This window comes from Inquilinus sp. 2KB_23 (assembly GCF_052115705.1).
GTDB lineage: Bacteria > Pseudomonadota > Alphaproteobacteria > DSM-16000 > Inquilinaceae > Inquilinus > Inquilinus ginsengisoli_A.
Map to the genome: position 1 here is coordinate 278,979 of NZ_JBFRHF010000005.1, position 26,317 is coordinate 305,295.

Sequence of the window (26,317 nt, forward strand, 5' to 3'; positions counted from 1 at the left end):
ACGGATTTTGAACGGAGACCATCATGACCATGACCCAGACCACCCCGTCTTCCTCGCCGTCGCTGTTTCCGGCGATCACCGGCCGGCTCGTCCCGACCATCCTGCTGGCCGGCATCCTCGCCGACGTCACCTGGGAGGTGTGGGCCCGCGGCATCACCCCGTTCCTGGTCGGCGGCCCGCTGCAACCGGCGGCGCTGGTCCAGTCCGTCTTCGGGTTCCAGAGCTGGGTGGCCGGCGAGCTGATCCACGCCATCACCGGCATCGTGTTCTACCCGATCGGGTACCTGTTCATCGCCCGGCCGCTGCAGCGCGCCATCCTGCCGAAGCTGCCGCTGCTGCTGACCGGCACCGGCTTCGGCATCGGGCTGTGGATCTTCGCGCTCTACATCATGGCGCATCTCATCGCCGGGCTGCCCGCCTTCCTCAACTTCATCCCGCTGGCCTGGGCCTCGCTGGCCGGGCACATCCTGTTCGGACTGGTCGTCGCCTTCGTCGTACGCTTCCGCGAGTCCCAGACCGCTGAAAGCCAGATGTGATGACCCGGATTGCCGACACGATCGCCGCCACCCTGCACGCCCACGGCATCCGCCACGCCTTCGGCATGCCGGGCGGCGAGGTCGTGACCCTGATCGACGGGCTGGAGGCGGCGGGCATCCGCTTCCACCTGGCCCGGCACGAGACGGCGGCGGCGATCATGGCCGCCGGCGCCTCGGTCACGACCGCCACGCCCGGCCTGCTGGTGGTCACTGTCGGGCCGGGGCTGGCGAATGCGGTCAACGGCATCGCCGACGCGGCGCAGGAGCATGTGCCGCTGGTGGTGATCTCCGGCATCGTCGACCGGCCGACCCGGGCCCGCTACACCCACCAGGTGATCGACCACGCGGCGCTGCTGCGGCCGCTGGTCAAGGCCAGCTTCGAGGTCGAGCCGGAAAGCGCCGGCCCGACCGTGGCGCGGGCCCTCGCCCTGGCGCTGGCCGAGCCGATGGGGCCGGTGCATCTCGACCTGTCGCCGGCGGTCGCGGCGATGCCCGACCCGGCGCCGCAGGTGGTGGCCCCGCCGGCGGTGCTGCGCCCGGGCATCGGGCCGCAGGACCCGGCGATCGCGACCCTGGCGCGGCGCCTGTCGCAGGCCCGCCGGCCGCTGATCCTGGCGGGGCTGGAGGCGGCACAGCGCGGCGCCGGCCCGGCGCTGCTGCGCCTGGCCGAAACGCTGGGCGCGCCGGTTGTCACCACCTACAAGGCCAAGGGCCTGGTGCCGGAGGATCATGCCCTGGCGCTGGGCGGGGCCGGGCTGTCGCCGGTGGCCGATGCGGTGCTGCTGCGGCTGTTGGCCCAGGCCGACCTGCTGCTGTTCGTCGGCTATGACCCGATCGAGATGCGGCTCGGCTGGCTCGACCCCGTCTCGGACCCCGAGCGGATCGTCGAGATCACCGCCGCCCCGGCCGACCACGCCATGCACCAGTCCGGGCTGCGCCTGCTGGCCGATCCGGCCGCCGCCGTGGCGGCCCTGGCCGAAGCCGTGGTGTCCGGCAAGACCTGGCCCGAGGGTGAGCCGGCGGCCGCCCGGGCGCAGCTGGCGGAACGCTTCGCCGCGCCGGCCGACTGGGGGCCGCACGCCATCGTCGAGACGCTGAACCAGGCCGTGGAGGATGGCGACCTCGTCACCGTCGACGCCGGGGCCCACCGCATCCTCTTGTCCCAGAAATGGATGGCGCGCCGGCCGCTGTCGCTGCTGCAATCCGCCGGGTTCTGCACCATGGCCGGGGCGCTGCCGCTGGCGATCGGCGCCCAGGTCGCCGACCCCGCCCGCCGCGTCGTCGCCGTGATGGGCGATGGCGGGCTGGAGATGGGGATCGGCGAGCTGGCGACGCTGCGCGACCTCGGCCTGCCCGTCACCATCGTGCTGTTCCAGGACCGCAGCCTGGCCCTGATCGCCCTGAAACAGGATGCGGCCGGGCTGGCGCCCCACGGCGTCGCCCTCGGCCAGACCGATTTCGCCGCCGTCGCCATCGGCTTCGGCGGCCATGGCCGCACCGTTGGCAACGTGGCCGATCTGCGCGCCGAACTCGCCGCCGCTCGCGGCCGCGACCGCTTCACCCTGATCGCCTGCAGGTTCGATGCCGATGCTTATCACCAAGCCTTCTGAGCTGCAGCTGCCGGCGGCGGCGCTGTCCAGCGGCATGGCGGCGAAGCCCGGGCGCGATCCGCGGCTCGACGTGTTCCGCGGCATCGGGATGCTGATCATCCTGGTCGCCCATATCCCCGACAACCAGTGGATCCTGTGGATCCCGGCGCGGTTCGGCTTCTCCGATGCCACCGAGATGTTCGTGTTCCTGTCCGGCATGGCCTCGGCCATCGCCTTCGGCCGGGTGTTCGACCGCGAGGGCTTCGCCCGCGGCGCCGGCCGGGTCGCCCGCCGGGTGTGGCAGATCTACTGGATCCATGTCGCGGTCTTCGTCGTCATCGCCGCGCTGGTGGCGGCGGCCGGCATGCGGCCGGGCGGCGAGAGCTACATCGTCGAGCTGAACCTGCCGCATTTCTTCGCCGATCCGATGGGCCTGTTGCCGCGGTTCCTGACCCTGGCCTATGTGCCGAACTACTTCGACATCCTGCCGATGTACCTGGTGATCCTGGCGCTGATGCCGGCGATGATCCTGGCCGAACGGCTGCACCGGGCGCTGCCCTTCGTGCTGATGGCGGCGATCTGGGGCCTGACCCAGGCGCATCTGCTGGACCTGCCGGCCGAGCCCTGGTCGGACCGCAGCTGGTTCTTCGACCCGTTCGGCTGGCAGCTGCTGTTCTATCTCGGCTTCTTCCTGATGCGCGGCACCCTGCCGGCGCCGGGCTTCAGCCGCATCCTCATGGCGGTCGCCGTGGTCTTCATCCTGGCGACGGTGCCCTTCGCCTGGTACCGCATCATCGAGGCCTCGCCCTTCTTCGGCGGCTGGGCGCAGACCCTGATGCCGCTGACCGACAAGACCCATTTCGGGGTGCTTCGCCTGGCCCATTTCCTGGCGCTGGCCTATGTCGCGGTCCAGCTGGTCGGGCCCGCCGGGCGGCGACTGAAGGGGCGGGCGGTCACCGTGATCTCCAAGGTCGGGCAGCAGACGCTGGCGGTGTTCGTCACCGGCATGGTCACGGCGCAGGTGCTGGGCATGGCGCTGGATCACACCGGCCGCGACCCATTCACCACCGCCGCTGCCAACCTCGCCGGCTTCGGCGTGCTGATCGCGGTGGCCTATGCCGTCTCCTGGTTCAAATCGGCGGCGCCCAGGGCCGCGGCGGTGCCGGCATGATGACCGCCGGCAGCCTCGACGGCCTGCGCGTGCTCGACCTGTCGCGCATCCTGGCCGGCCCCACCGCGACCCAGCTGCTGGCCGATCTCGGCGCCGAGGTGATCAAGGTCGAGCGGCCGGGTGAGGGCGACGACACCCGCGGCTGGGGCCCGCCCTTCGTGCCCGGGCCGGATGGCGGCGACAGCGACATCAGCGCCTATTTCCTGTGCGCCAACCGCGGCAAGCGGTCGATCGCCATCGACCTGGCGACGGCGGAGGGGGCGGCGCTGGTCCGCCGGCTGGCCGCGGTCTCGGATGTGGTGGTCGAGAACTACAAGCCCGGCGACCTCGCCCGGTACGGCCTGGCCTATGAGGACCTGCGCCGCGTGAAGCCCGACATCGTCTGGTGCGCGATCTCCGGCTTCGGCCAGACCGGGCCCTATGCCGACCGCATCGGCTACGACTTCCTGGTCCAGGCCATGGGCGGGATCATGAGCATCACCGGCGATCCCGCCGGCGCCCCGGTCAAGGTCGGGGTCGGCATCGCCGACGTGATGTGCGGGATGTACGCGACGGTCGGCATCCTCGCCGCCCTCCGCCACCGCGACCGCACCGGCGAGGGGCAATATATCGACCTGTCGCTGTACGATGCGCAGGTGTCCTGGCTGGTCAATGCCGCCACCAACCATCTGGTCTCCGGCGCCGTGCCGCGCCGCCTCGGCAACCGCCACCCGAACATTGCGCCCTACCAGACCTTCGCGGCGGCCGACGGCCACATCGTCGTCGCGGTTGGCAACGACGCGCAATTCGCCCGTTTCGCCGCGGTGATCGGCCGGCCGGAACTGGCCGAGGACGACCGCTTCTGCCGCAACCGCGACCGCGTGGTGAATGTCGATGCGCTCGATGACCTGATCGCGCCCGAACTGTTGAGGCAGCCGGCCGCCGCCTGGATCGAATGGCTGACTGCGGCGGCGGTGCCGGCCGGGCCGGTCGCCACCATCGACCAGGTGCTGGCCGACCCGCACACTTTGGCGCGGGAGATGGTGGTGACGCTGGACCGCGAGGATGGCCCGCCGGTGCGGGTGCTGGGCAACCCGCTGAAGCTGTCGGCGACGCCGGTTCGGCTCGACCGGGCGCCGCCGCATCTCGACCAGGACCGGGCGGAGGTGCTGGCGATGCTGGCCGAGCGGGAGGCCGCGGAATGAGGGCGGTCTGCGCCATTGCCGCGGCAGCGCTGCTGCTGGCCCTGGGTCCGGTGGCGGCGGCCGGCGACGCCTCCTGCGGCGGGGACGTGCCGTGCCGGGTCGAGGGCGGCGACTATCGCATCGCATTGCCTCCGGGCGGGGCGCCGGCCGGGGTCTACCTGTTCTTCCATGGCTATGAGGGCTCCGCCGCCGACCAGATGCAGGCCACCGACCTGATCGCGACGGCCCGCGCCCATGGCTACGCCTTCGCCGCTGTCGACGGGCTCGGCCGCACCTGGTCGTTCGAGAATTCCCCCACCCAGGACCGCGACGAGACTCGCTTCGTCGGCCAGGTCCTCGACGACCTGCAGCGCCGTTTCGGCTTCGGCCCGGACAAAGTGGTGATCGGCGGCTTCTCGCAGGGCGCGTCGATGGCCTGGTATGTGGCCTGCCATCTCGGCGACCGCGTCGCCGGCGCCGTCACCTTCTCCGGCGTGTTCTGGGACCCGCTGCCGCAGCCGTCGGACTGCGAAACCGCGCCGCCGCCGATGATCCATTTCCACGGCCGTGCCGACCGCACCTTTCCGCTGGCCGGCCGCGCCATCGGCGATCGCTGGCACCAGGGCAACACCTTCGAGAGCCGGGCGGTGCTGGCGGCGCGGGGGCAATGCGGGCCGGAGGACACGCAACCGGTGACGATCGCCGGGGTCGCCTGCGAGGTCGCGCCGGGCTGCCTGCGCGGCGCCATCGCCCTCTGCCTGCACGACGGCGGGCATGAGGTGCGGGCGACCTGGCTCGACGGCGGCCTTGGCGCGCTGCCCGGGCTCGGTGTCCCCGGCGGCCTGCGGGCGGGGCAGTGATCCCGGCCGCAGCATAGCATCCGCGTGAGGTCAGGGGCCGTATGTGAAGGAATGTCGCAGGCGTTATTCCCGTAACACTACAACGCGGTCGGGCGAACCGGTTGATGCGACGCAATCGGCACGGCCGATCGGGAGGTCTGGATCATGATCACGAGACGTCTGCTCCTGACCGGTGGGGCCACCGGCCTTGTCCTGGCCCTGGCCGACACCTGGCGGCCCGGGACGTCCATTGCCGACGAGGTGTTCGAGGTCACCCACACCGAGGCCGAATGGCGGCGTATGCTGACGGCGGACCAATACGCGGTGCTGCGCGAGGCGGCGACGGAACGTCCCTACACCAGCCCGCTGCTGCATGAGGAGCGGTCCGGCAAGTTCGCCTGCGCCGGCTGCGACCTCGACCTGTTCTCCTCGACCACCAAATTCGACAGCGGCACCGGCTGGCCCAGCTTCTGGTCGCCGCTGGACAACGCCGTTGGCACCACCAGGGACACCTCCTACGGCATGATCCGCACCGCCGTGCATTGCCGCCGCTGCGGCGGCCATCTCGGCCATCTCTTCGATGACGGCCCGGCGCCGACCGGGCTGCGCTACTGCATGGATGGCGTCGCCATGACGTTCAAACCCGCGGCCGCCTGACCGCAAAGAGCCGACCATGATCCTGATCCTGCTGGCCTATCTCGGCGGCGTGCTCACCATCGTCAGCCCCTGCATCCTGCCGGTGCTGCCCTTCGTCTTCGCCCGGGCGGACCGGCCGTTCATGAAGAGCGGGCTGCCGATGCTGATCGGCATGGCGGTGACCTTCGCCGCCGTCGCCACCCTGGCCGCGGTGGCCGGGGGCTGGGCCGTGGCCGCCAATGAATGGGGCCGCATCGCCGCGATCGTGCTGCTGGCGCTGTTCGGCGTGACCCTGCTGTTCCCCGCCTTGGCCGACCGGCTGACCCGGCCCCTGGTCGCGCTCGGCAGTCGGCTGTCGCAATCAGCGGACGGCGCAGCCGAGACCCAGCGGTCCCCGGCGCTGGCGTCGCTGCTGCTCGGCGTCGCCACCGGCCTGCTGTGGGCCCCCTGCGCCGGCCCGGTGCTGGGCCTGATCCTGACCGGCGCCGCCCTGAACGGCGCCAATGTCGGCACCTCGCTGCTGCTGCTGGCCTATGCCCTGGGCGCCGCCACCTCGCTGGCCCTGGCGCTGCTGATCGGCGGCCGGGTGTTCGCGGCGATGAAGCGGTCGCTCGGCGTCGGCGAATGGATCCGCCGCGGCCTCGGCGTCGCGGTGCTGGCGGGGGTCGTCGCCATCTCGCTGGGCCTCGACACCGGCCTGCTGACCCAGGTGTCGCTGGCCAGCACCTCCTCGCTGGAGCAGGGGCTGATCGATAAGCTGAAGCCGGCCGACCAGGCCGCCAATGGCGCTCCCACCTCCTCCGTCGTCATGAACGGCAACCCCGGCGTGATGATGAAGAGCGACCAGGCGGGGGCCGCGGATGGCGCCAACCCGGCGATGATGATGAAGGCCAAGCCGGCCTCCGCCCAGGCAGAGGCCCTGCCGGTGCTGGGGCCGTTCCCGGCGTTGACCGGCGCGGTCGACTGGCTGAACTCGCCGCCGCTGACGGTGGACGGGCTGAAGGGCAAGGTGGTGCTGGTCGACTTCTGGACCTATTCCTGCATCAACTGCCTGCGCGCCATCCCCTATGTCCGCGCCTGGGCCGACAAGTACCGTGACCAGGGGCTGGTGGTGATCGGCGTGCATTCGCCCGAATTCGCCTTCGAGCGCAACGTCGACAATGTGCGCAAGGCGATCGCCGACCTCAAGATCGACTACCCCGTCGCGATCGACAACAACTACGGCATCTGGCGCGCCTTCGAGAACGAGTACTGGCCGGCGCATTACTTCATCGACGCCAAGGGCCAGATCCGGCACGAGCATTTCGGCGAAGGCGACTATGACGGGTCCGAGCGGGTGATCCAGCAGCTGCTGGCCGAAGCCGGGCACAAGGATGTCGCCGGCGGGCTGATCTCGGTCAGCGCCACCGGGGCCGAGGCCGCGTCGGACAGCGGCGACGTCCAGTCGCCGGAGACCTATGTCGGCTTCAACCGGGCTGAGAACTTCGTCTCGACCGGCGGGGTGGTGCAGAACACCAGCCATGTCTATGCGGTCGAGACGCCGCGGCTGAACGAATGGGGCCTGGCGGGCGACTGGACGGTGGGCGGCGAGCGCGCGGCGCTGAACCAGGCCGACGGCAGCATCGTCTACCGCTTCCACGCCCGCGACCTGCACCTGGTGCTGGGGCCGGGGGCGGACGGCAAGCCGGTGCGGTTCTGCGTCACCATCGACGGCGCGGCGCCCGGCGCCAGCCATGGCGTCGACACCGATGCCGACGGCCAGGGCACGGTGACCGGGCAGCGCCTGTACCAGCTGATCCGGCAGGCCGGCCCGATCGCCGACCACACCTTCGAGATCCATTTCCTGGACCCGGGCGTCCAGGCCTACGCCTTCACCTTCGGCTGACAACGGAGCTGAACCATGATCCGGACTCCCCACAAGACCCGATCCGCGGCCTGGCGCCGCCTGCCGGCGCTGGCCGGGGCCATCGCCCTGCTGGCGCTGGCGGCCGGCCTGTCGATCGACCGCTCCTCGGCCGAGGAGGCGCGGGCGGTGCCGGCGCCGGCGGTCGACGAGGCCGCGGCGCCGGGCACGGCGACCGAGACCGCGGTGCTGGCCGGCGGCTGCTTCTGGGGCGTGCAGGGCGTGTTCCAGCACGTCAAGGGCGTCACCAACGCCGTGTCGGGCTATGCCGGCGGCGAAGCCGGCACGGCGCAGTACGAGACCGTCAGCGGCGGCGACACCGGCCATGCGGAATCGGTGAAGATCACCTACGACCCGCGCCAGATCAGCTACGGCCGCATCCTGCAGATCTACTTCTCGGTCGCGCATGACCCGACCCAGCTGAACCGCCAGGGCCCGGACAGCGGCACCCAGTACCGCTCGGCGATCTTCCCGCTGGATGCGGACCAGGCGCGGATCGCCAAGGCCTATATCGCCCAGCTGAACCAAGCGAAGGTGTTCGACGCGGCGATCGTGACCAAGATCGAGCCGGGCCGGGCCTTCTACCCGGCCGAGAGCTACCACCAGGACTTCCTGACCCGGAACCCGACCTACCCCTACATCGTCTTCAACGACCTGCCGAAGATCGACGACCTGCAGCGCCTGCTGCCCGCCGTCTACCGCCCCGACCCGGTGCTGGTGGCGTCTCAGCCGACGAACTGAACGTCGGGCGCTAGGGGGAGGCGTAGGTCGGGTTCGCGCTTGCGAACCCGACATTCGGCCCAGGCGGCACTAGGTTGGGTTCGCAAGCGCGAACCCAACCTACGTCCCCGAGTTCGTTTTTTCAGTGTCATTGCCCGGCATCGCCCGGAATGCGGTCGTAGGGAACACCGGTGGCTGCGGCGAACAGGCCGTTGCCCGGCGGGCCGCGATCTGCCACCATCGCTATATTCGATTGAATATATCGAATGGAGATCGGACGTGCCAACCCCGTCGGCCCACCTGCACCTGCCCTTGCTCCGGAATGGCCCGGCGCCGCTGCCGTTCCCGGTACCGGCTCTGGCTGCGCGCAGCCGCTCGAGCGAGCTTGCCGGCCTGCCGGCCCGGCGCGACCGGGTCTGGGACCTGTCGCCGAACCTGCATTGCTCGGTGGTCGGCACCTGCCTGACCACGGCCGAGCTGCGCCAGCTCTTCGCCAAGCTGAACGACCCGGATGCGCGCACGGCGTCCGACCACACGCTGCATGGCCGCGCGGTGCGGGCGGCGGGGCAGAAGGACGTGGCCGGCAAACTTCTGAACAAGCTGCTGGACAAGCGCCACGAGGGGCCGGTCAAGCGCTTCGCCAAGGCCAGGACGACGGCGGAGGTGCGGGCCCTGTGGCGCGAGGCGCTGGAGCGCGGCGACATCCCCGGCGCCTATTGGGCGGTTCTGACCCATCCCGCCACCGACCAGGGGCTGGTGCAGGAGGTGTTCGGCGAGGTCCACATGCTGTCGCACCTCGTCGGCATGTCCAACCGCGCCGACATCGCCCGGCTGCGGCATCTGGAGCAGGAGCTGGGCGGGCGCGACGAGAAGATCGCCCGGCAGGAGGCGCGGCTGCAGCAGATGGCGGCGGAGCGCGAGGCGCTGGCCCGCCGGGTCGAGCAGCTGGAGCACGCGCGGCACAACGCTGCGGCCCGACCGCTCCAGGTCGGGGACGGTGAGGACCCCGCGCCGGTGCTGAAGCGGCGGCTGGCCGACGAGCAGGCGCGATCGGCCGTGCTGGCGGAGCGGCTGGCCGCGCAGGAACAGGTCATCGCCCGCCAGGACGACAAGATGCTGCGGCTGAAGGAGGATGTGGCGGCCCTGGGCAGCGAGCTCGCCTCGCTGGAGGCGGCGCTGGCCGGGCCGGACGAGGACGCTTCGGAGACCGCCGAGGGTGCCCCCGACCTGCAGGGGCGGCGGCTGCTCTATGTCGGCGGCCGGCCCAAGCAGGTCGAACAGCTGCGGGCGCTGGCCCGGCGCTTCGGCGGCGAGCTGCTGAGCCATGACGGCGGCATCGAGGACAATGTCGCGCTGCTGCCCGGCCTGGTCAGCCAGTCGGACATCGCGTTCTTCCCGGTCGACTGCGTCAGCCACCACGCCGCCGGCCAGGTCAAGCGCCTGTGCCGCGAGACCGACAAGCCCTTCCTGCCGCTGCGCAGCGCCAGCCTGGCCAGCTTCGTCGCGGCGATCGGCCGGCTGGACGGCGCCCTGGCGACGCCGTGACCCGGATCACTCGTTAGTCGTCGTTCACGGCGAAGCGCCGCGGCGGCGGGCCGATGTCGCGGCGATCCGGCGGGGCGCCGCGCCGGCCCTTGGCCGCGAGCAGCGAGTCGGCGATCTCCTGCGAGCGGACCGCGAGCACCGAGAGCAGGGTGTCGCTTAAGCCGTGCGAGGTTTCCGAGGTGCCCTGAAGGTGGATCTGCGGCCGGAAGTCCGGCCGGGTCCGCAGCCGGTAGTCGCGGTCCACGGCGAAGTCCTCGACATAGGGGGCGAGCGCCGAGAGCAGCCGGTGCCCGGTTTCGCGATCATAGCCGGTGGCCAGCACCACCGCGTCGTAACGGCGCGGCCCGGCGGTGCCGGCGATGCCGTCGACCACCACCAGCTCCAGCCCGTCGGCGCCGACCGCCGCATGGGTGACCTCGCTGCGCCCGAACAGGGCGAGCCGGGTGCAGCGGCGCACCTTCTGCTGGTACAGGATGGCGTAGATCTTCTCGATCAGGTCGGCATCGACCACGGCGTAGTTGGTGTTGCGGAACTCGCGGATGATGGCGTCGCGCCGCGCCGCGGTCTGGCCGAAGACGTAGTCGGTGAAGTCGGGGTTGAAGATCTCGTTGACGAAGGGGGTGTCGTCGGCCGGCTTCAGCGCATGGCCGCGGAAGATCAGGTCGACGTTGAGCTCGGGGAAGCGGTTGTGCAGGTCCAGCGTGATCTCCGCCGCGCTCTGGCCGCCGCCGATCACCGCGACCCGGCCGGCCGGTTGCCGCTCCAGCCCCAGTTCGCCGATGCGGTCGAGGTAGCGGGCGGAGTGGAACACCCTGGCATCGCCGCCGAGCCGGGCGAACACCGCCGGGATGCGCGGGCTGCCGCCGGTGGCCACCACCAGGTTGTGGGCCCGGCGCACGGTTTCGCCGCCCGGGCCGGTGCGCGACCGCACCCGCAGGCAGGTGACCGTGCCCTGCGCCGTCTCCGGCTCGATCGCCACCACCTCCTCGCCGTAGGAGCAGCGGTCCTCGAACCGCGCCGCCACCCAGCCGAGGTAGTCGTTGAACTCGACCCGGCTGGGGAAGAAGGTCTTCTGATTGATGAAGGCCTCCAGCCGGCCCTTCTCGTGGAGGTAGTTGATGAAGGTCAGCGGGCTGGTGGGGTCGCGCAGCGACACCAGGTCCTTGATGAAGGAGATCTGCATGTCGCTGTCCGGCAGCAACATGCCGCCGTGCCAGGTGAAGCCGGGCTGCTTCTCGATGAAGTGATGGGCGCAGATCGCCCCGCGCCGCCGCACGGCGTCGTCCAGCGCGATGGCGAGGGCGAGGTTGGACGGGCCGAAGCCGACGCCGATGACGTCGTAGAGGGCGTCCTGGATCGTCATGGCGTGCACCGGGCGTGGGTCAGGCGGCGAGTTCGGCGGGGGCGGCGGCGGGCAGCCACAGCCGGTCGCCGAAGAAGCGCTCGCGCAGCAGCATCACCAGCGTCGCCCGCTTGTGCGGGAAGTCGAAATTCTTGATCTTGGCGAAGCCGGACTTCTCGAGGTTGCGGACCTGCTGGTGGTGCGCCGCCGCCGGCTCGCCGACGATGCGCTGGGTGCGGCAGTCGTCCAGCAGCATGTAGTGCACCAGCGACGGCAGCCAGGCGCTGATGAACGCCCGCCCGCGATACGAATCCTCGCCGACCACGACGTGCCAGCCGCGGTCGTAATCCTGGACGTCGTAGAACGGCGCCAGCCGGTTCTCCTTGGCCCAGTAGAGCTCGAAATAGGCGAAGGGCACGCCGTCGAAGCTGGCGATCAGCGGCAGCATGTGCGGGTCGGCGATCAGCCCCGAGAGGTAGCGGCGGTGCTTCTCCAGGTCGCCATCCTCGTTCCAGAACGCCGCCACCCGTGGGTCGTTCATCCATTTGTGCAGATGGGGCAGGTCGTCCTCGACCGTCGCGGCGCGGAAGGCGATGGTCTGCTCCAGCCACGGGATGAACCGGGCATAGACCGTGCCCTGCGGCTTCGGCGGGCGCTGCGGATGGCGCTTGCCGTCGGTCATCACCAGGCGCTGGGGAAAGGCGGGCAGGTCGGGCCGGCCGAGCCAGACATCGGCCTGCTGCATGAACAGCTCGGGCAGGACGGTGAGGGGGGCGGCCGCGGTCTCGACGGCGATGCCGCGGCGGCGCAGCGCGTCGGCCAGCTCGGCGCTGTCGCCGAGGTCGAGCGCCAGCCGCTCCAGCTCGGGATGCCAGCCCAGCGCGGCCTCGATCGCGCCTGACAGGCTGCGGATCGCCGCATCGGCCGGCCCGGCCGGGCGGCGGGTCAGGATCAGCCAGCCTTCCGCCGCGGACAGGCGCAGCGACAGCGGCTCGGCATCCCCCTGGCGGACGGTCAGGGCCTCGCCCTGGCGCAGGGTGACGACGGGCGCCCCGGTTCCAGCCGCGAAGGACGAAAACGCCGTGCCGGCCGACGGGGTGCGTCCAGCGTCCATCATCATCTCCTCATGCGGCTCCGGCCTCGTGCGGCTCGGGGCTCCGATCGAATCCGGCGGGTGCGTCAGGCCGGCAACTTTGTGCGATTGATTCTCAATGTCAAGCTCGCCGAAGCCGCCGGGCCCCGCGTCCGGGGAAGGGCAGGCGGCGGAAAAGGCGCTTGACACCCTATGCAACTGCAACTCATTATCATTCATAGCTTGAAGGAGACGGCAAGTCCAGACGCAACGTCATGGGCGCCTGTTTCTTGAGAATCGCAGGGAAGCGTCACGGCATCGAGTACAGATATCCTTCCGAAAGACATCGGTCGGATGTTCGTGCGCTTGCACTGGTGGTGCATGGCTGCGTTCTTGGTTTTGTCTCACGCGATATCGGCAGGGGGTGCCTGATGGCCTTCGATCGGGAAGACACGGTGTTTCATGTCGTGGTCAATCACGAGGAGCAATTCTCGATCTGGCCCGACTACAAGGAGATCCCGCAAGGCTGGACCGCCGTCGGCAAGACCGGCACCAAGGCGGAATGCCTGGCCTATGTCGCCCAGGTGTGGACCGACATGCGGCCCCTGACCCTACGCCGGCACATGGATGGCGACGCGGCCGCCAAGACCGAAGCGGCCCCCTTCGTCGACGCGGCCCAGTGACGGCATGAGCGTCGCGGCGGCCCGGCTGTTCTGCCTGCCCTATTCCGGGGCCAGCGCCATGGTCTATGCGCGCTGGCGGCGGCTGCTGCCGTCCTGGCTGGCGGTGCAGCCGGTCGAACTGCCCGGCCGCGGCACCCGCATGGCCGAGCCGCTGGGCACCGACCCGCACCGCCTGGCCGAAGCGCTAGCCGACGAGATCCGGGACGGGCTGGACGGACCCTACGCCCTGTTCGGCCACAGCCTCGGGGCGCTGCTCGCCTTCGAGCTGGCGCATGCCCTGCTGGACCGTGGCGCCCCGGCGCCGCTGGTGCTGTTCGCCTCGGGCACCGAGGCGCCGGCGGTCCGCGACGATCGCCGGTGGGAAAGCCCGCGCAGCGATGCCGAGCTGATCGCCGATCTGCGGGACTATCAGGGCACGCCCGAGGATGCGCTGGCCGATGCCGAGCTGATGGCCCTGGTGCTGCCCGTGCTGCGCGCCGATTTCCTGATGTGCGGCGCCTATGCCCACCGGCCGCGCCCGGCGCTGCCCTGCCCGGTGCATGTCCTTGGCGGCACCCGCGACGACGTCGCGCGCCCGGCGCTGGAGGCCTGGAGCCGGGAGACCGCGGCCGACTTCGCCATCGACCTGTTCGACGGCGACCACTTCTTCATCCACTCCCGCCAGGCCGAGGTGCTGCGCGTCGTCGACGCCAGCGTCTCCCGGCGGATCCATGGCGGCCCGGCCGCCTCGTCCCGTGCCGGCGGATCGCCGCCGCCCGCCGGCCGGGCCCTTCTGCGAGCATGAACCCATGGATGCTGTGAACACGAGCACCCTGACCATCCGCCCGCTGCGCGACGGCGCCGCCCTGCCGCTGCTGGTCGAGGCCACCCCCGGCGCCGCGCCGTCGCTGATCGAGGCGCTGCCGGAGATCCGCGAGGTGGTCGACCGCCACCTGCTCGGCCATGGCGGCCTGCTGTTCCGCGGCTTCGGGCTGGACGGGGCGGACGCGTTCCAAGGCTTCGCCGCCGGTTTCGGCCACCCGCTGCTGACCTACGAGTTCGGCTCGACCCCGCGCAGCAAGGTGACCCAGGGCGTCTACACCTCGACCGAATACCCGCCGCACCAGCACATCCCGCTGCACAACGAGCAGGCCTACACCCGCGACTGGCCGATGAAGATCTGGTTCTACTGCCAGCAGGCGGCGCCGGAGGGCGGCGAGACCCCGATCGCCGACAGCCGCGCCATCTACCGCGACATGCCCGAGGCGCTGCGCGACCGCTTCGTCGATAAGGGCCTGATGTATGTCCGCAACTACGGCAACGGCCTCGACGTGTCGTGGCAGCAGGTGTTCGACACCGAGTCCCGCGACGTGGTCGAGGCCTATTGCCGCCGGCACGGCATCGAGTGCGAGTGGAAGCAAGACGGCGAGCTGCGCACCCGCCAGGTCTGCCAGGGCGCGATGGCCCATCCGGTGACCGGCGAGATGGTCTGGTTCAACCAGGCGCATCTGTTCCACGTCTCCAACCTCGAGCCCGAGGTGCGGGCGACCCTGCTGGAGCTGGTCGACGAGCCGGACCTGCCGCGCAACGTCTATTACGGCGACGGCTCGGCGATCGAGGACGAGGCGCTCGAGGTCGTGCGCGGCGTGCTCGAGGCCCACAAGGTCACTTTCCCCTGGCAGTCGGGCGACGTGGTGATGCTCGACAACATGCTCACCGCCCACGCGCGGGCGCCGTTCAAGGGACCGCGCAAGGTCATCGTCGCCATGGCGGAAGCGCACGGGCTGCGCTGACGCACCCGTTCCGCAGATGAGGCGCGCGGCCCCGATCGCGGGGCCGGCGCCGACACTCCGATGCTGGAGAAGGCCGTGTCGCTTTTCGGAATGCTGGTTCGCGGGTCACGGACGCTGTTCGTGGCGGCCCTGCTGGCCAGCCTGGCCTGCGGCGCCGCGGGCGCGGCCCTGGTGCTGCTGATCAACCGCGCGCTCTATGCGTCGGCGGAGACGCTGCCGCAATGGCTGGTGCCCTTCGTCGCCGCCGCCCTGGTGGCGATGCTGGCGCAGGTCGGCTCGCGCGCCCTGTTCGCCCATCTCGGCCAGCGCGCGCTGGGGGCGCTGCGCCAGGTCATCGCCCGGGCGGTGGTTGCGGCGCCGACCCGGCGGCTGGAGAAGGTCGGCCGGGCGCGCATCCAGTCGATGCTGACCGACGACGCCACCAACGTCGCCACCTTCTGCTTCGGCCTGCCGATCCTGGTGACCAACTCGGTGGTCATCCTTGGCGCCCTGATCTATCTCGCCACCCTGTCGCCGCTGCTGCTGCTGATCGCGGTGGCCACCATGGTGCTGGGCTCGGCCGGCTATCATCTCAGCCAGCGCCGGGTGCTGCGGCATCTCGGCCAGGCCGGGCGCAGCCAGGACCAGCTGTTCGGGCAGTTCGAGGCCCTGGTCGGCGGCACCAAGGAGCTGAAGCTGAACAGCGGCAAGGCGCGCCGCTTCCTCGATGTCGTGCTGGCCGGGGCGGTCGATGCTGTCGCCCGCAACCGCAGCCGCGGCATGGCGCTGCTGGCGATCGCCGATGGCTGGGGGCGGTTCCTGTTCATGGCGGTGATCGGCGTGGCGCTGTTTTCCCGGATCTGGGTGGTGCCGGAGCATGCCGGCGTGGTCACCGGCTACGTCATCGCCTTTCTCTACGTCATGGGGCCGTTGGAGGGGGTTCTGGCCAACATCCCCCATCTCAACATGGCCCGCGTCGCCCTCGGCCGCATCAACCGCACCTTGGCCGAGCTGGCGCCGGAGGGCGACGGCCTGCCGGCCGCGCCGGTGCCGGCCCGATCGGAAGTGACGCTGGCGCTGCAGGGCGTCACCCATGGCTACTATCACGAGCGCGACGACGAGGTGTTCACCCTCGGCCCGATCGACCTGACGCTGCGGCCGGGCGAGGCCACCTTCCTGGTCGGCGGCAATGGCTGCGGCAAGACCACGCTGGCGAAGCTGATCACCGGCCTCTACGCCGCCGAGGCCGGCACCATCCGGGTCGACGGCGAGGCGCTGGCCGAGCCGGGACGCGGCGCCTACCGCCAGATGTTCGCGGCCGTGTTCTCCGACTTCCACCTGTTCGAGACGCTGCTCGAGACCGCCGACGGGTCGCTCGACGCCCGTGCCAACGACTGGCTGCGCAAGCTGCATCTCGACCACAAGGTCACGGTCAAGGACGGCGCCTTCTCGACCCGCGACCTGTCGCAGGGCCAGCGCAAGCGCCTGGCGCTGGTGGCGGCCTGCCTCGAGGACCGGCCGGTGATGGTGTTCGACGAATGGGCGGCCGACCAGGACCCGGTGTTCAAGGACGTGTTCTACCGCGACATCCTGGGCGACCTGAAGGCGCAGCGGAAGACGCTGCTCGTGATCACCCATGACGACCGCTACTTCCCGCTCGCCGACCAGCTGATCAAGCTCGACCGCGGCCAGATCGTCGAGCGCAGCGTGCCCGACCCGGTCGAGCCGCCGGCGCTCCGCGTCGCCGCCGGCCGCGATCTCTCCCTCTCGCCGGTGTCATGAGGTTCGACGTGAGCGACGCTGCCTTCGATATCCGCCCGCGCCGCGATGCCGCCCGCCGGCTGGCCCTGGACTATGCCGACGCCGAGACGCTGGTCGAGGTCCTGCGCCGCCGTGCGGCCGAGGACACCGACACCGTGGCGGTGCGGTTCCTGGCCGACGGCGAGACGGTCAGCGACACCCTCGACTACCGGACCCTGGATCTCCGGGCCCGGGCGATCGCGGCCCATCTGCAGACCGTGGCGGCGCCGGGCGACCGGGCGCTGATCCTGCTGACCAGCGGGCCGGACTACATCGCCTCGTTCTTCGGCTGCCTCTATGCCGGGATCATCGCCGTGCCGGCCTATCCGCCGGAATCGATGAGCCTGCACCATGTCGAGCGGCTGCAGGGCATGGTCGCCGATGCCGGCGCCCACCATCTGCTCACCAACCGCGCCCATCGTGCTTCGGTCGAGGCCCTGGCGGCGGCCCATGACGGCGTCGCCGTGATCGCCGTCGACACCCTGTCGTCGGACCTGGCCGAAGCCTGGCGGCCGCATCCGGCGAAGGGCGGCGACATCGCCTTCCTGCAATACACCTCGGGTTCGACCGCCAATCCCAAGGGCATCGAGGTCACCCACGCCAACCTGCTCGACAACCAGCAGATGATGATCCATGGCTGCGGCGTGACGGCCGACGACATCTTCGTCACCTGGCTGCCGCTGTATCACGACATGGGGCTGATCGCCGGGCTGATCCTGCCGTTCTTCGCCGGCATCCCCCTGGTGATGATGGCGCCGCAGCATTTCCTGGCCCGGCCCGCCCGGTGGCTGGAGGCGATCCAGCGTCATGGCGGCACCATCAGCGGCGGCCCCGACTTCGCCTACCGCCTGTGCTGCGAACGGATCAGCGACAGGACCCTGGCGGGGCTCGATCTGAGCTCCTGGCAGGTCGCCTTCTGCGGGTCCGAACCGGTGCGGGCGGACACCATGGCGGACTTCGCCGCCCGCTTCGCCCCGGCCGGCTTCCGCCGCGAGGCGCTGATTCCCAGCTACGGCCTGGCCGAGGCCACGCTGACCATGTCGTGCAGCCCGCGGCCGGAGCCCTATGTCACGCTGCGTGTCGATGCCGAGGCCCTGGCGGCGCATCGCGTGGTGCCGAGCGAGACCGGCATCGAACTGGTCAGCAGCGGCCGGCCGATCCGCCCGCCGCAGCTGCGCATCGTGAATCCCGAGAGCTTCGCGACGCTCGGCGAGGATGCGGTCGGCGAAGTCTGGGTGGCCGGCAACAGCGTCACCCGCGGCTACTGGCGCAATGCGCCGGCCACCCGCGAGGCCTTCCTCGACCATGACGGCGGCACCTGGCTGCGCAGCGGCGACCTGGCCTTCCTGCACGATGGCGAGCTGTTCATCACCGGCCGCCGCAAGGATGTGATCATCATCCGCGGCCAGAACCGTTACCCCCAGGACATCGAGAAGGCGGTCGAGGCTGGCGTGACGCAGATCCGCAAGGGTCGGGTCTCCGCCTTCGCGGTCGAGCACGAAGGCCGCGAGAGCATCGGCGTCGCGGTCGAGATCGGTCGCGGCGAGCAGCGCAAGACGGCGCCCGAGGCGCTGGTCGAGGCCATCGACCGCGTGATCGCCGAAACCCAGCAGGAGCCGGTCAGCCTGGTCGCCCTGCTCGATCCCGGCACGCTGCCCAAGACCACCAGCGGCAAGCTGCAGCGCTCCGCCTGCCGGCAGCGCCTGGCCTCGGGCGAGCTGCAGGCCTACCACCTCTATCGCCGCCCGGCGGCCACCGCCCGCGACCACCAGCCGCCGCAGAGCGAGACCGAGCGCCGGCTCGCCGCGATCTGGGCCGAGCTGCTGGATGCCGATCCGGTCGGGCGCGACGACCAGTTCCTGGCGCTGGGCGGCCATTCGCTGCTCGCCTTGCAGGCTGTCGACCGCATCCGGACGGAGTTCGGCGTGGACCTGCCGCTGCGCGAGATCTTCGCCCCGCAGAGCCTCGCCGATCTGGCCGCCAGGCTCGATATCGCCCCGCGCCAGGCGCCGGGGGCAGGACTTCCGGCCATCGCCGTGCAGCCGCGCCGCGCCGAGATGCCGCTGTCGCTGGCGCAGCAGCGGCTGTGGCTGGCCGAACGCCTGGCCGGGGAGGGGGCGCGCAGCGCCTACAACCTCACCGGCCAGCTGCGGCTGACCGGCCCGCTGTCCCGCCCGGCGCTGGAGCGGGCGCTGGCCGGCCTGCTGGCGCGGCACGAGATCCTGCGCACCGCCTATCCCGACGGCGCCGACGGCATGTCGGTGGCGCGGGTCGCCGCCGACGCCACGCTGGCGCTGCCCGAGATCGACCTGTCGGCGCTCGACCCGGCGCGGCGCGAGGCGCGGCTGGCCGAGATCGAGGCGGAGGAGGCACGGCGGCCGTTCGACCTGGCACGGGCGCCGCTGCTGCGCACCACCCTGCTGCGGCTCGGGGCGACCGAGCACGGCCTGCTGGTCGGGCTGCATCACCTGGTCGGCGACGGCTGGTCGATCGGCGTGCTGATCGACGATCTCGGCGCGCTGTACCGCGCCGCGCTGGAGCACGGGCCGTCGGCGCTGGCGCCGCTGCCGGTGCAGTATCTCGACTACGCGCAATGGCAGCGGCAGCTGCTGCAGGGCGAGGTGCTGGAGGGCCAGAAGGCCTTCTGGCGCGACCATCTGGCCGGCGCCCCGCGCAGCCTGGACCTGCCGACCGACGACCCGCGCCCGGCGATCGCTTCCGCGGCCGGGGACAGCGTGCGCTTCAGCCTGCCCGGACCGCTGGTCGCGCGGCTGGAGGCTCTCGGCCACGCGCAGGGCGCGACCCTGTTCATGGTGCTGCTGGCGGCGTTCGAGACGCTGCTGCACCGGGTGACCGGCGCCACCGACCTGATCATCGGCACCGATGTCGCCGGCCGGCCGCGGCGCGAGCTGGACGGGCTGATCGGCTTCTTCGTCAACGTCCTGCCGCTGCGCGCCCGGCCGTCGGCGGAGCAGGCCTTCGACGCCCTGCTGGCGCAGGTGCGCGACGAGACGCTGCAGGCCTTCGAACACCCGCTGCTGCCCTTCGACCAGATCGTCGAGGCGGCGGGCACGCCGCGCGACCGCAGCCGCAACCCGCTGGTGCAGGCGCTGTTCGTGCTGCAGAGCGCGCCGCGCGGCCGCTTCGGCGTCGACGGGCTGGTGGCGGAGCTGCGGCCGGCCCAGGCCCACAGCTCGAAATTCGACATGGCGCTGTTCCTCGACCCGCTCGGCCCGCGCGCCGCGCAAGGGCTGGACGGGGAATGGGTCTTCGCCAGCGCCCTGTTCGGCCGGGCGCGGATCGAGCGGCTGGTCGCCGCCTGGACCGGCCTGCTGGAACAGGTCGCCGACACCCCCGACCGCTCGCTGAGCGGCTTCTCCCTTCCCTCACTGGAGGATCAAGCGATGTCGTCTTCTGCGCCGTCGTCCCCGACGCCATCGGGTCAGGTGCCATCCGGCCAGGCGCGCATGGGCGCCAAGCTCGACAAGCTGAAGAAGTTCGCCACGCCCTCCGCCCGGCCGGCGGCAGCCCCGGCCCGGGAGCTGGTGCGGACCTCGTCGCTGACGCCGGGGGCGATCTTCCCGCTGGTGATCGAGCCGGCCAGCGCCGACCTCGACGCCGTGGCCTGGGCCGCGGCGCATCGCGACACCGTCGAGACGCTGCTGCGGCGCCACGCCGGCCTGCTGTTCCGCGGCCTCGGCCTGGCGACGCCGCAGGATTTCGAGGCCTTCGCCGAGGCGCTGCAGCCCGGGCTCTACGGCGGCTATGGCGACCTGCCGAAGAAGGAAGGCGGCCGCAACACCTACCGCTCCACCCCGTATCCCGAGCGGAAGATGATCCTGTTCCACAATGAGAGCTCGCATCTGCCGCGCTGGCCGCGGATGCAATGGTTCTTCTGCGAGCAGCCCTCGCCGGTCGGCGGCGCCACCCCGATCGTCGACTGCCGCGAGATGGTCCGCCGACTGCCGGCCGAGCTGGCGGAGCGCTTCGACCGCCTCGGCCTAATGTATGTCCGCACCTTCACCGACAAGCTGGACGTGAACTGGCGCGACTTCTTCCGCACCGACAGCCGTGCCGAGGTCGAGGCCCGTTGCCGCGAGGCCGGGGTCGATTTCACCTGGATCGGCGAGGACGAGCTGCAGACCCGCACCCGCTGCCCGGCGGTGATCACCCACCCGCTGACCGGCGAGCGCTCCTTCTTCAACCAGGTGCAGCTGCATCACACCCGCTGCCTCGACGCCGATGTGCGCGACGACCTGCTCGGCATGGTCGGGCCGGACCGCATGCCGCGCCAGGTGTTCTACGGCGACGGCAGCCCGATCGAGGATGCCGTGATGGACCTGATCGGTGAGCTCTACGAGGCCTGCGCCGTGCGCTTCGACTGGCGCAAGGGCGACGTGGTGATGCTCGACAACATGCTGGCCGCCCATGCCCGCGACCCGTTCGAAGGGCCGCGCCGCATCGTCGTGGCGATGGGCGACATGGTCGACCGCAGCAGCCTCGACGGCGCTTCGGCGCCGGGGGGGACGCGATGACCGATCTCGCCCTCTCGGCCGCGGCTGCCGAAATCTGGCCGCTCGGCCCCGAGCAGCGCGCCGCCGCCGAGCATCCGGACGACGCGCTGCTGTTGACCATCGACATCACCGGTGGCCTTGACGAGGCGCGGTTGCGCGCGGCCCTGCTGCGGGTCGCCGGGCGCCACGAGATCCTGCGCACCGCCTTCGTCGCGGTCCCCGGCTATCGCGGCCTGCGGGCACAGCCGCTCGACGCGCCGGCCGTACCAGGCTGGGCTGTGCTCGACCTGCGCGGCCGGGCCGACGCCGCGGCGGCGCTGGCACAGGATCTGGCAGTGCAGCGCGCGGCCGGCTTCGACCTGGCTATCGGCCAGACCCTGCGCGCGGCGCTGTACCGGCTCGGCGATGCCGAGTGGCGGCTGGCATTGCTGGCCTCGCCGCTGGTGGCGGACCGTGGCGCGCTGGACCTGCTGTTCCGGGCGCTGCACGACGACCACGCCGGCGCGGCCGTTCCGGCGAATGAGGACGCCGTCGCCTACGCCCAGTATGTCGACTGGCGGGCCGAGATGGCGGCCGATGAGGATGCCGCCGAGGGCCGCCGCTACTGGCAGGACCATCTCGGCGCCGCGGCATCGCTGCCGCTGCATCTGCCCTATCGCCGCCGCGAGGCCGGCCCGGCGGCGCGCACCAGCCGCGAAGCCCCGGTCGACGCCGCCGTCGCAGCACGCCTGGCGGATCTGGCCGCCGCCCGCGGCGTCGCGCTCGACACCCTGCTGCAGGCCGCCTGGTGGGCGTTGCTGGCCCGGATCGCCGGCCGGCCCGAGATGGCGGTCGGCTGGCAGCAGGATTGCCGCCGCAGCTACGGCGCCTTCGCCGACACCATCGGCGCGTTCGACAAGGTGCTGCCGCTGCGCCTGGCGATCGACCCGGCCGAAACCCTTGGCGCCCTGCTGGACCGGCTCGGGCCGGTGCTCGACCTGCATCTTGGCTGGCAGGAGCATTGGGCGGTCGATGCACCGGGGCGCGACGATCATCTAGCCGCCGGCTTCCGGGTCTCGGCCCGGGCGTCCGCCTGGGCGCCGGCGCGGCTCGACGACGGCGCCTGGCGCCTGGCCTCGCTGCCGGGGCCGCAGGCCTTCGAGCTGGCGCTCGAAGCCCGGCTGGCCGATGACGGAACGCTCCGCACCGTCGCCCTGCATCATGATGCCGGCCGCTACGCCGACGCCGCGGCCGCCACGCTGCTGGAGCAGTATCTGACCCTTCTGGCCGACCTGCCGGACCAGCTGGCGACGCCGGTCGGCGCGCTGTCGCCGATCGGCGCGGCGGAGCGGTCGCGGCTGCTGGCCTTCGACGGCACCACCCGGGCGGCCGGTCCCGGCCCGTCCCTGCCGGCGCTGATCGCCCGCTGGGGCCGCGAGACGCCGACGGCGCCGGCCCTGGCCGGCGGCGACGCCGTGCTGGACTACGCGACCCTGAACGCCCGGGTGGATCGGCTGGCCGCGTGGCTCGCCGGCCAGGGCGTCGGCCGCGACGCGGTGGTGGCGCTCGACATGGCGCGGTCGGCCGGCATGGTGGTGGCGCTGCTCGCCGTCTGGCGGGCCGGCGGCGCCTATCTGCCGCTCGACCCGCAATGGCCGCAGGCCCGGCGGCGCCAGCTGCTCGACCAGGCCGGGCCGGTGCTGGTGCTGGCCGAAGGGCCGGATCCGGTCTCGTCCGAAACCGTCCCGGTCCACAGCCTGGCCGCGGCGATGGCCGTGACCGACGCCGCGGCCTTGCCGGACCTCGCCGAGGACGATCCCGGCCGCGCGGCCTATGTGCTGTTCACCTCCGGCTCGACCGGCACCCCCAAGGGCGTGGTGATCGAACAGGGCCAGCTGCGGGCCTATGTCGAGGCGGTCAGCGATGCCCTCGGCCTCGCCGCCTGCCGCCGCCTTGCCCTGACCTCGACCGTCGCCGCCGATCTCGGCAACACCGTGCTGTTCGGCGCGCTGCGCCACGGCGCCTGCCTGGTGGTGGCCGACGACGCCGAAATGGCCGACGGCGCCGCCTTCGCCGGCTTCCTGCGGCGCCACGCGATCGACTGCGCCAAGCTGGTGCCGTCGCATCTGGCGGCGCTGCTCGACACGCCGTCCCCGGCGCTGCCGGGCACGCTGGTGCTGGGCGGCGAGGCGACGCCGAAGGCCCTGGTCGACCGGGTGCTCGCCATCGCGCCGCAATGCCGGGTGTTCAACCATTACGGCCCGACCGAGACCACGGTCGGCGTGCTGGTGCACGCGCATGATCCGGCGGCGCCGGCCTGGGCCGGCGAGGCCCTGCCGCTCAGCCGCGTCCTCGACGGCAGCGAGATCCGGGTGCTCGATGCCGCCGGGCAGCCCGTGCCGGCCGGCGCGGTGGGCGAACTCCACATCGGCGGCGCCCAGCTCGCGCGCGGCTACCTCCATGGCGACCCGGACGGCGCCTTCGTCATCCGCGACGGCCGGCGCCTGTACCGCAGCGGCGACCTGGCCCGCATCCTGCCCGAGGGCGGGCTGCAGCTGATCGGCCGCGCCGACCACCAGGCCAAGATCCGCGGCTATCGGGTCGAACCGGGCGAGGTCGAAGCCGCGCTCAAGGACCTCGACGGGGTGCAGCAGGCGGCGGTCATCGTGCACCGGTCGGAAAGCGGGGAAGTGCGGCTTGTCGCCTATGTCACCCTGGACCCCGCCGAAGCCGACACCGCCACCCGGATGGCGGCGCTGCGCCCGGCCCTGGCCGCGCGCCTGCCCGACGCGATGGTGCCGGCGCAGCTCTTCGCGCTCGACCGCATGCCGCGCCTGACCAACGGCAAGATCGACCGCCGCGGCCTGCCCGACCCGGCGACCCTGGCCGGCGCCGGCGCCAAGGTGGCGCCGCGCGACCCGGTCGAGACCCTGCTGTGCCAGGTGACGGCGGAGCTGCTGGAGCGGCCGGCCGACGCCATCGGCGTCACCGACGACTTCTTCGAGATGGGCGGGAACTCGCTGCAGGTGATCAAGCTGGTCGCCCGCATCCGCAAGCTGTTCCAGGTCGAGGTGCCGCCCGGCATCGTCTTCGACCACCCCAGCATCGCGGCGCTGGCGCAGGCGCTGCGCGGCCATGCGGCGCCGGGACGGATCGAGCAGATCGCCGGCCTGCGCCTCAGCCTCGACGCCATGAGCGAGGAGGAGCGGGCGGCGCTGCTGGCGAAGGCGCGCCAGGCACAGGCCAAGGCACCCTGACGTCGTCACGGCGCCGCTGCACCGGGCAGCGGCGCCGTGCCCCCTGAAAGCGGCACCGAGCTGGACTGGACCATGAACGATATCGACAACGACGCGCTGCTCGCGCTGCTGCTCGACGACGGCATTGCCGACCCGGATGCGATCGTCGCGCGCCCGGCCGGGACGGATGCGCCCCTGTCCTTCTCGCAGCAGCGGCTGTGGTTCCTGCAGCATTACGATCCCGACAGCCCGGCCTATAATTCGGTGCGGGCGGTGCGGCTGCGCGGGCGGCTCGATGTGCCGGCGCTGGAGGCCGCGTTCCGCCGGGTGATCGAACGCCATGCCGTGCTGCGCACCCGGTTCAGCGCCGGCGACGGCGAACCGCGGCAGGTGGTCCTGCCGGGGATCGATTTCGCACTCGAACGCGCGGTGCTGCCGGCATCCGATGCGGTCGGCGCCCAGGAGGCGCTGTCGGCCTGGCTGACGGCGCGGCTGCGACGCCCGTTCGACCTAGCGCAGCCGCCGCTGCTGCGCGCCGCCCTGGCCCAGCGCGGCGAGCTGCGGGACGGCACCGGCGAATGGGTGCTGCTGCTGGTGATGCACCACATCGTCATCGACGCCTGGTCGACCGCCCTGCTGGTGCGCGACCTGGCCCAGGCCTATGGCGACGCGCTGCGCGCCCCTGACCGCCGTGGCCGGCCGCTGCCGCCTTTGGCGCTGGACTATGCCGACTACGCCCTGTGGCAGCGCGACCGTTTCGCCGGCGACCGCCGCGACCAGGCGCTGGCGCATTGGCGGACCTATCTCGGCGACGAGGTGCCGGTGCTGGCGCTGCCGACCGACCGGCCGCGCGACGCCGAAGGCAACCGGCCCGGGGGCCGCGTCGACTTCGTGCTGCCGCAGGCCCTGGCCCGGTCGGTGCAGGCGCTGTGCAAGGAGGAGGGCTGCACCCCCTTCGTGGTGCTGCTGGCGGCGTGGCAGATCCTGCTCGGCCGCCTCGCCGGGCAGGTGGATTTCGCCGTCGGCGTGCCCAACGCCGCGCGCAATCGCGGCGAGGTCCAGGACCTGATCGGTTTCTTCGTCAACACCCAGGTCTACCGCGCCCGTCTCGATCCCGGCGTCAGCGTCCGGGCGCTGTGCCGCCGCCTGCGGGCCGAGGCGCTGACCGCGCTCGACCATGCCGATTTCCCGTTCGAGCTGCTGCTGGAAGGGCTGGGCATCGCCCGCGACCTGCGGCACACGCCGCTGTTCCAGTCGCTGTTCAACTTCCGCACCAGCCGCGATGCGACGCCGCTGGTGCTGGAGGGCGTGACCGCCGGGCCGATCGATGTCGACACCGGCAGCGCCCAGTTCGACCTGTCGCTGGATGTGGTCGCCGATGAACGCGGCATCGACTGCCAGCTGGAATACGATGCCGGGCTGTTCGACCGGGCGACGGCCGAACGCTGGGGCGCGCATCTCACCATCCTGCTGCAGCAGATGACGGCGCAGCCGGACGCGCCGATCGAGTCGCTGACGATGCTGGCCGAGGTCGATCTGGTGCGGCTGGAGGCCTGGGCGGCGTCGCCCTGGCCGTCGCGGGGCACCGGCTTCGTCCAGGACTGGATCGCGGGGCATGCGTCGTCGGATCCGGATCGGGTGTCGGTGGTGTTCGGCGACCGCGAGGTGAGCCGGGGCGAACTGGAGCGGCGGGCGAACCATCTGGCTCATCGCCTGGTGCGGTCGGGTGTAGGGCCGGATGTGCTGGTGGGTGTGCTGCTGGAGCGGTCGCCGGAGATGCTGGTGTCGCTGCTCGCGGTCTTGAAGGCGGGCGGGGCCTATGTGCCTCTGGCATCGGA

Annotated in this window: 18 protein-coding genes; 16 read left to right on the top strand and 2 right to left on the bottom strand. The window is 71.8% G+C overall.

The window, feature by feature from the left end; all coding sequences use genetic code 11:
• Positions 1-23: 23 nt before the first annotated feature.
• From AB4112_RS09130 to AB4112_RS09170, 9 genes are all read left to right on the top strand, one after another.
• A complete protein-coding gene (locus AB4112_RS09130; RefSeq protein WP_309791719.1) occupies positions 24-536 on the top strand; it encodes a hypothetical protein in 513 nt (170 codons plus the stop codon).
• Positions 536-2,146 carry a thiamine pyrophosphate-binding protein gene (locus AB4112_RS09135; RefSeq protein ID WP_441718766.1) on the top strand — a complete coding sequence of 537 codons (1,611 nt, stop codon included), beginning with the start codon at positions 536-538 and terminating at the stop codon, positions 2,144-2,146. Before AB4112_RS09130 ends, AB4112_RS09135 begins: the two co-directional genes overlap by 1 nt.
• A complete protein-coding gene (locus AB4112_RS09140) occupies positions 2,118-3,296 on the top strand; it encodes an OpgC family protein (protein WP_441718768.1) in 1,179 nt (392 codons plus the stop codon). The genes AB4112_RS09135 and AB4112_RS09140 overlap by 29 nt, the downstream gene beginning before the upstream one ends.
• Positions 3,293-4,480, top strand: coding sequence for a CaiB/BaiF CoA transferase family protein (locus AB4112_RS09145; protein WP_441718771.1), 1,188 nt, complete (start codon positions 3,293-3,295; stop codon positions 4,478-4,480). Before AB4112_RS09140 ends, AB4112_RS09145 begins: the two co-directional genes overlap by 4 nt.
• Positions 4,477-5,319, top strand: coding sequence for an alpha/beta hydrolase family esterase (locus AB4112_RS09150; RefSeq protein WP_441718774.1), 843 nt, complete (start codon positions 4,477-4,479; stop codon positions 5,317-5,319). Before AB4112_RS09145 ends, AB4112_RS09150 begins: the two co-directional genes overlap by 4 nt.
• A gap of 144 nt (positions 5,320-5,463) precedes the next feature.
• Positions 5,464-5,955: a peptide-methionine (R)-S-oxide reductase MsrB gene (gene msrB / locus AB4112_RS09155; RefSeq protein ID WP_441718776.1), complete on the top strand. Its 492-nt coding sequence runs from the start codon at positions 5,464-5,466 to the stop codon at positions 5,953-5,955.
• 16 nt (positions 5,956-5,971) lie between these two features.
• Positions 5,972-7,819: a cytochrome c biogenesis protein DipZ gene (locus AB4112_RS09160; protein ID WP_441718779.1), complete on the top strand. Its 1,848-nt coding sequence runs from the start codon at positions 5,972-5,974 to the stop codon at positions 7,817-7,819.
• A 15-nt stretch (positions 7,820-7,834) separates the two neighbouring features.
• Positions 7,835-8,578, top strand: a complete 744-nt coding sequence (gene msrA, locus AB4112_RS09165; RefSeq protein ID WP_441718782.1) for a peptide-methionine (S)-S-oxide reductase MsrA — start codon at positions 7,835-7,837, stop codon at positions 8,576-8,578.
• Positions 8,579-8,836: 258 nt separating this feature from the next.
• Positions 8,837-10,102 carry a DUF2325 domain-containing protein gene (locus AB4112_RS09170; RefSeq protein ID WP_441718783.1) on the top strand — a complete coding sequence of 422 codons (1,266 nt, stop codon included), beginning with the start codon at positions 8,837-8,839 and terminating at the stop codon, positions 10,100-10,102.
• Between the two features lie 13 nt (positions 10,103-10,115).
• On the opposite strand, the gene AB4112_RS09175 is transcribed toward AB4112_RS09170, so the two are convergent.
• The gene (locus AB4112_RS09175; protein WP_441718786.1) at positions 10,116-11,465 is read right to left on the bottom strand and encodes a lysine N(6)-hydroxylase/L-ornithine N(5)-oxygenase family protein; all 1,350 of its coding nucleotides are present in this window, start codon (positions 11,463-11,465) and stop codon (positions 10,116-10,118) included.
• A gap of 19 nt (positions 11,466-11,484) precedes the next feature.
• Complete coding sequence (locus AB4112_RS09180) at positions 11,485-12,558, bottom strand: GNAT family N-acetyltransferase (protein ID WP_441718789.1); 1,074 nt, start codon at positions 12,556-12,558, stop codon at positions 11,485-11,487.
• Positions 12,559-12,947: 389 nt separating this feature from the next.
• On the opposite strand from AB4112_RS09180, the gene AB4112_RS09185 reads away from it, so the two are divergent.
• From AB4112_RS09185 to AB4112_RS09215, 7 genes are all read left to right on the top strand, one after another.
• Positions 12,948-13,199 carry an MbtH family protein gene (locus tag AB4112_RS09185; protein WP_309791730.1) on the top strand — a complete coding sequence of 84 codons (252 nt, stop codon included), beginning with the start codon at positions 12,948-12,950 and terminating at the stop codon, positions 13,197-13,199.
• Between the two features lie 4 nt (positions 13,200-13,203).
• Complete coding sequence (locus AB4112_RS09190) at positions 13,204-13,983, top strand: thioesterase II family protein (RefSeq protein WP_441718792.1); 780 nt, start codon at positions 13,204-13,206, stop codon at positions 13,981-13,983.
• Positions 13,984-13,987: 4 nt separating this feature from the next.
• On the top strand, positions 13,988-14,971 hold the full coding sequence (locus tag AB4112_RS09195; RefSeq protein ID WP_441718794.1) for a TauD/TfdA family dioxygenase: 984 nt from the start codon (positions 13,988-13,990) through the stop codon (positions 14,969-14,971).
• 75 nt (positions 14,972-15,046) lie between these two features.
• On the top strand, positions 15,047-16,732 hold the full coding sequence (locus AB4112_RS09200) for a cyclic peptide export ABC transporter (protein WP_441718797.1): 1,686 nt from the start codon (positions 15,047-15,049) through the stop codon (positions 16,730-16,732).
• Between the two features lie 8 nt (positions 16,733-16,740).
• On the top strand, positions 16,741-21,285 hold the full coding sequence (locus tag AB4112_RS09205; protein WP_441718800.1) for a condensation domain-containing protein: 4,545 nt from the start codon (positions 16,741-16,743) through the stop codon (positions 21,283-21,285).
• Entirely contained in the window at positions 21,282-24,500 is a 3,219-nt protein-coding gene (locus AB4112_RS09210; protein WP_441718803.1) for a non-ribosomal peptide synthetase, read from the top strand. The genes AB4112_RS09205 and AB4112_RS09210 overlap by 4 nt, the downstream gene beginning before the upstream one ends.
• Before the next feature lie 36 nt (positions 24,501-24,536).
• Positions 24,537-26,317, top strand: a 1,781-nt coding sequence (locus AB4112_RS09215) for a condensation domain-containing protein (RefSeq protein WP_441718806.1), incomplete at its 3' end; no start/stop codon positions are given.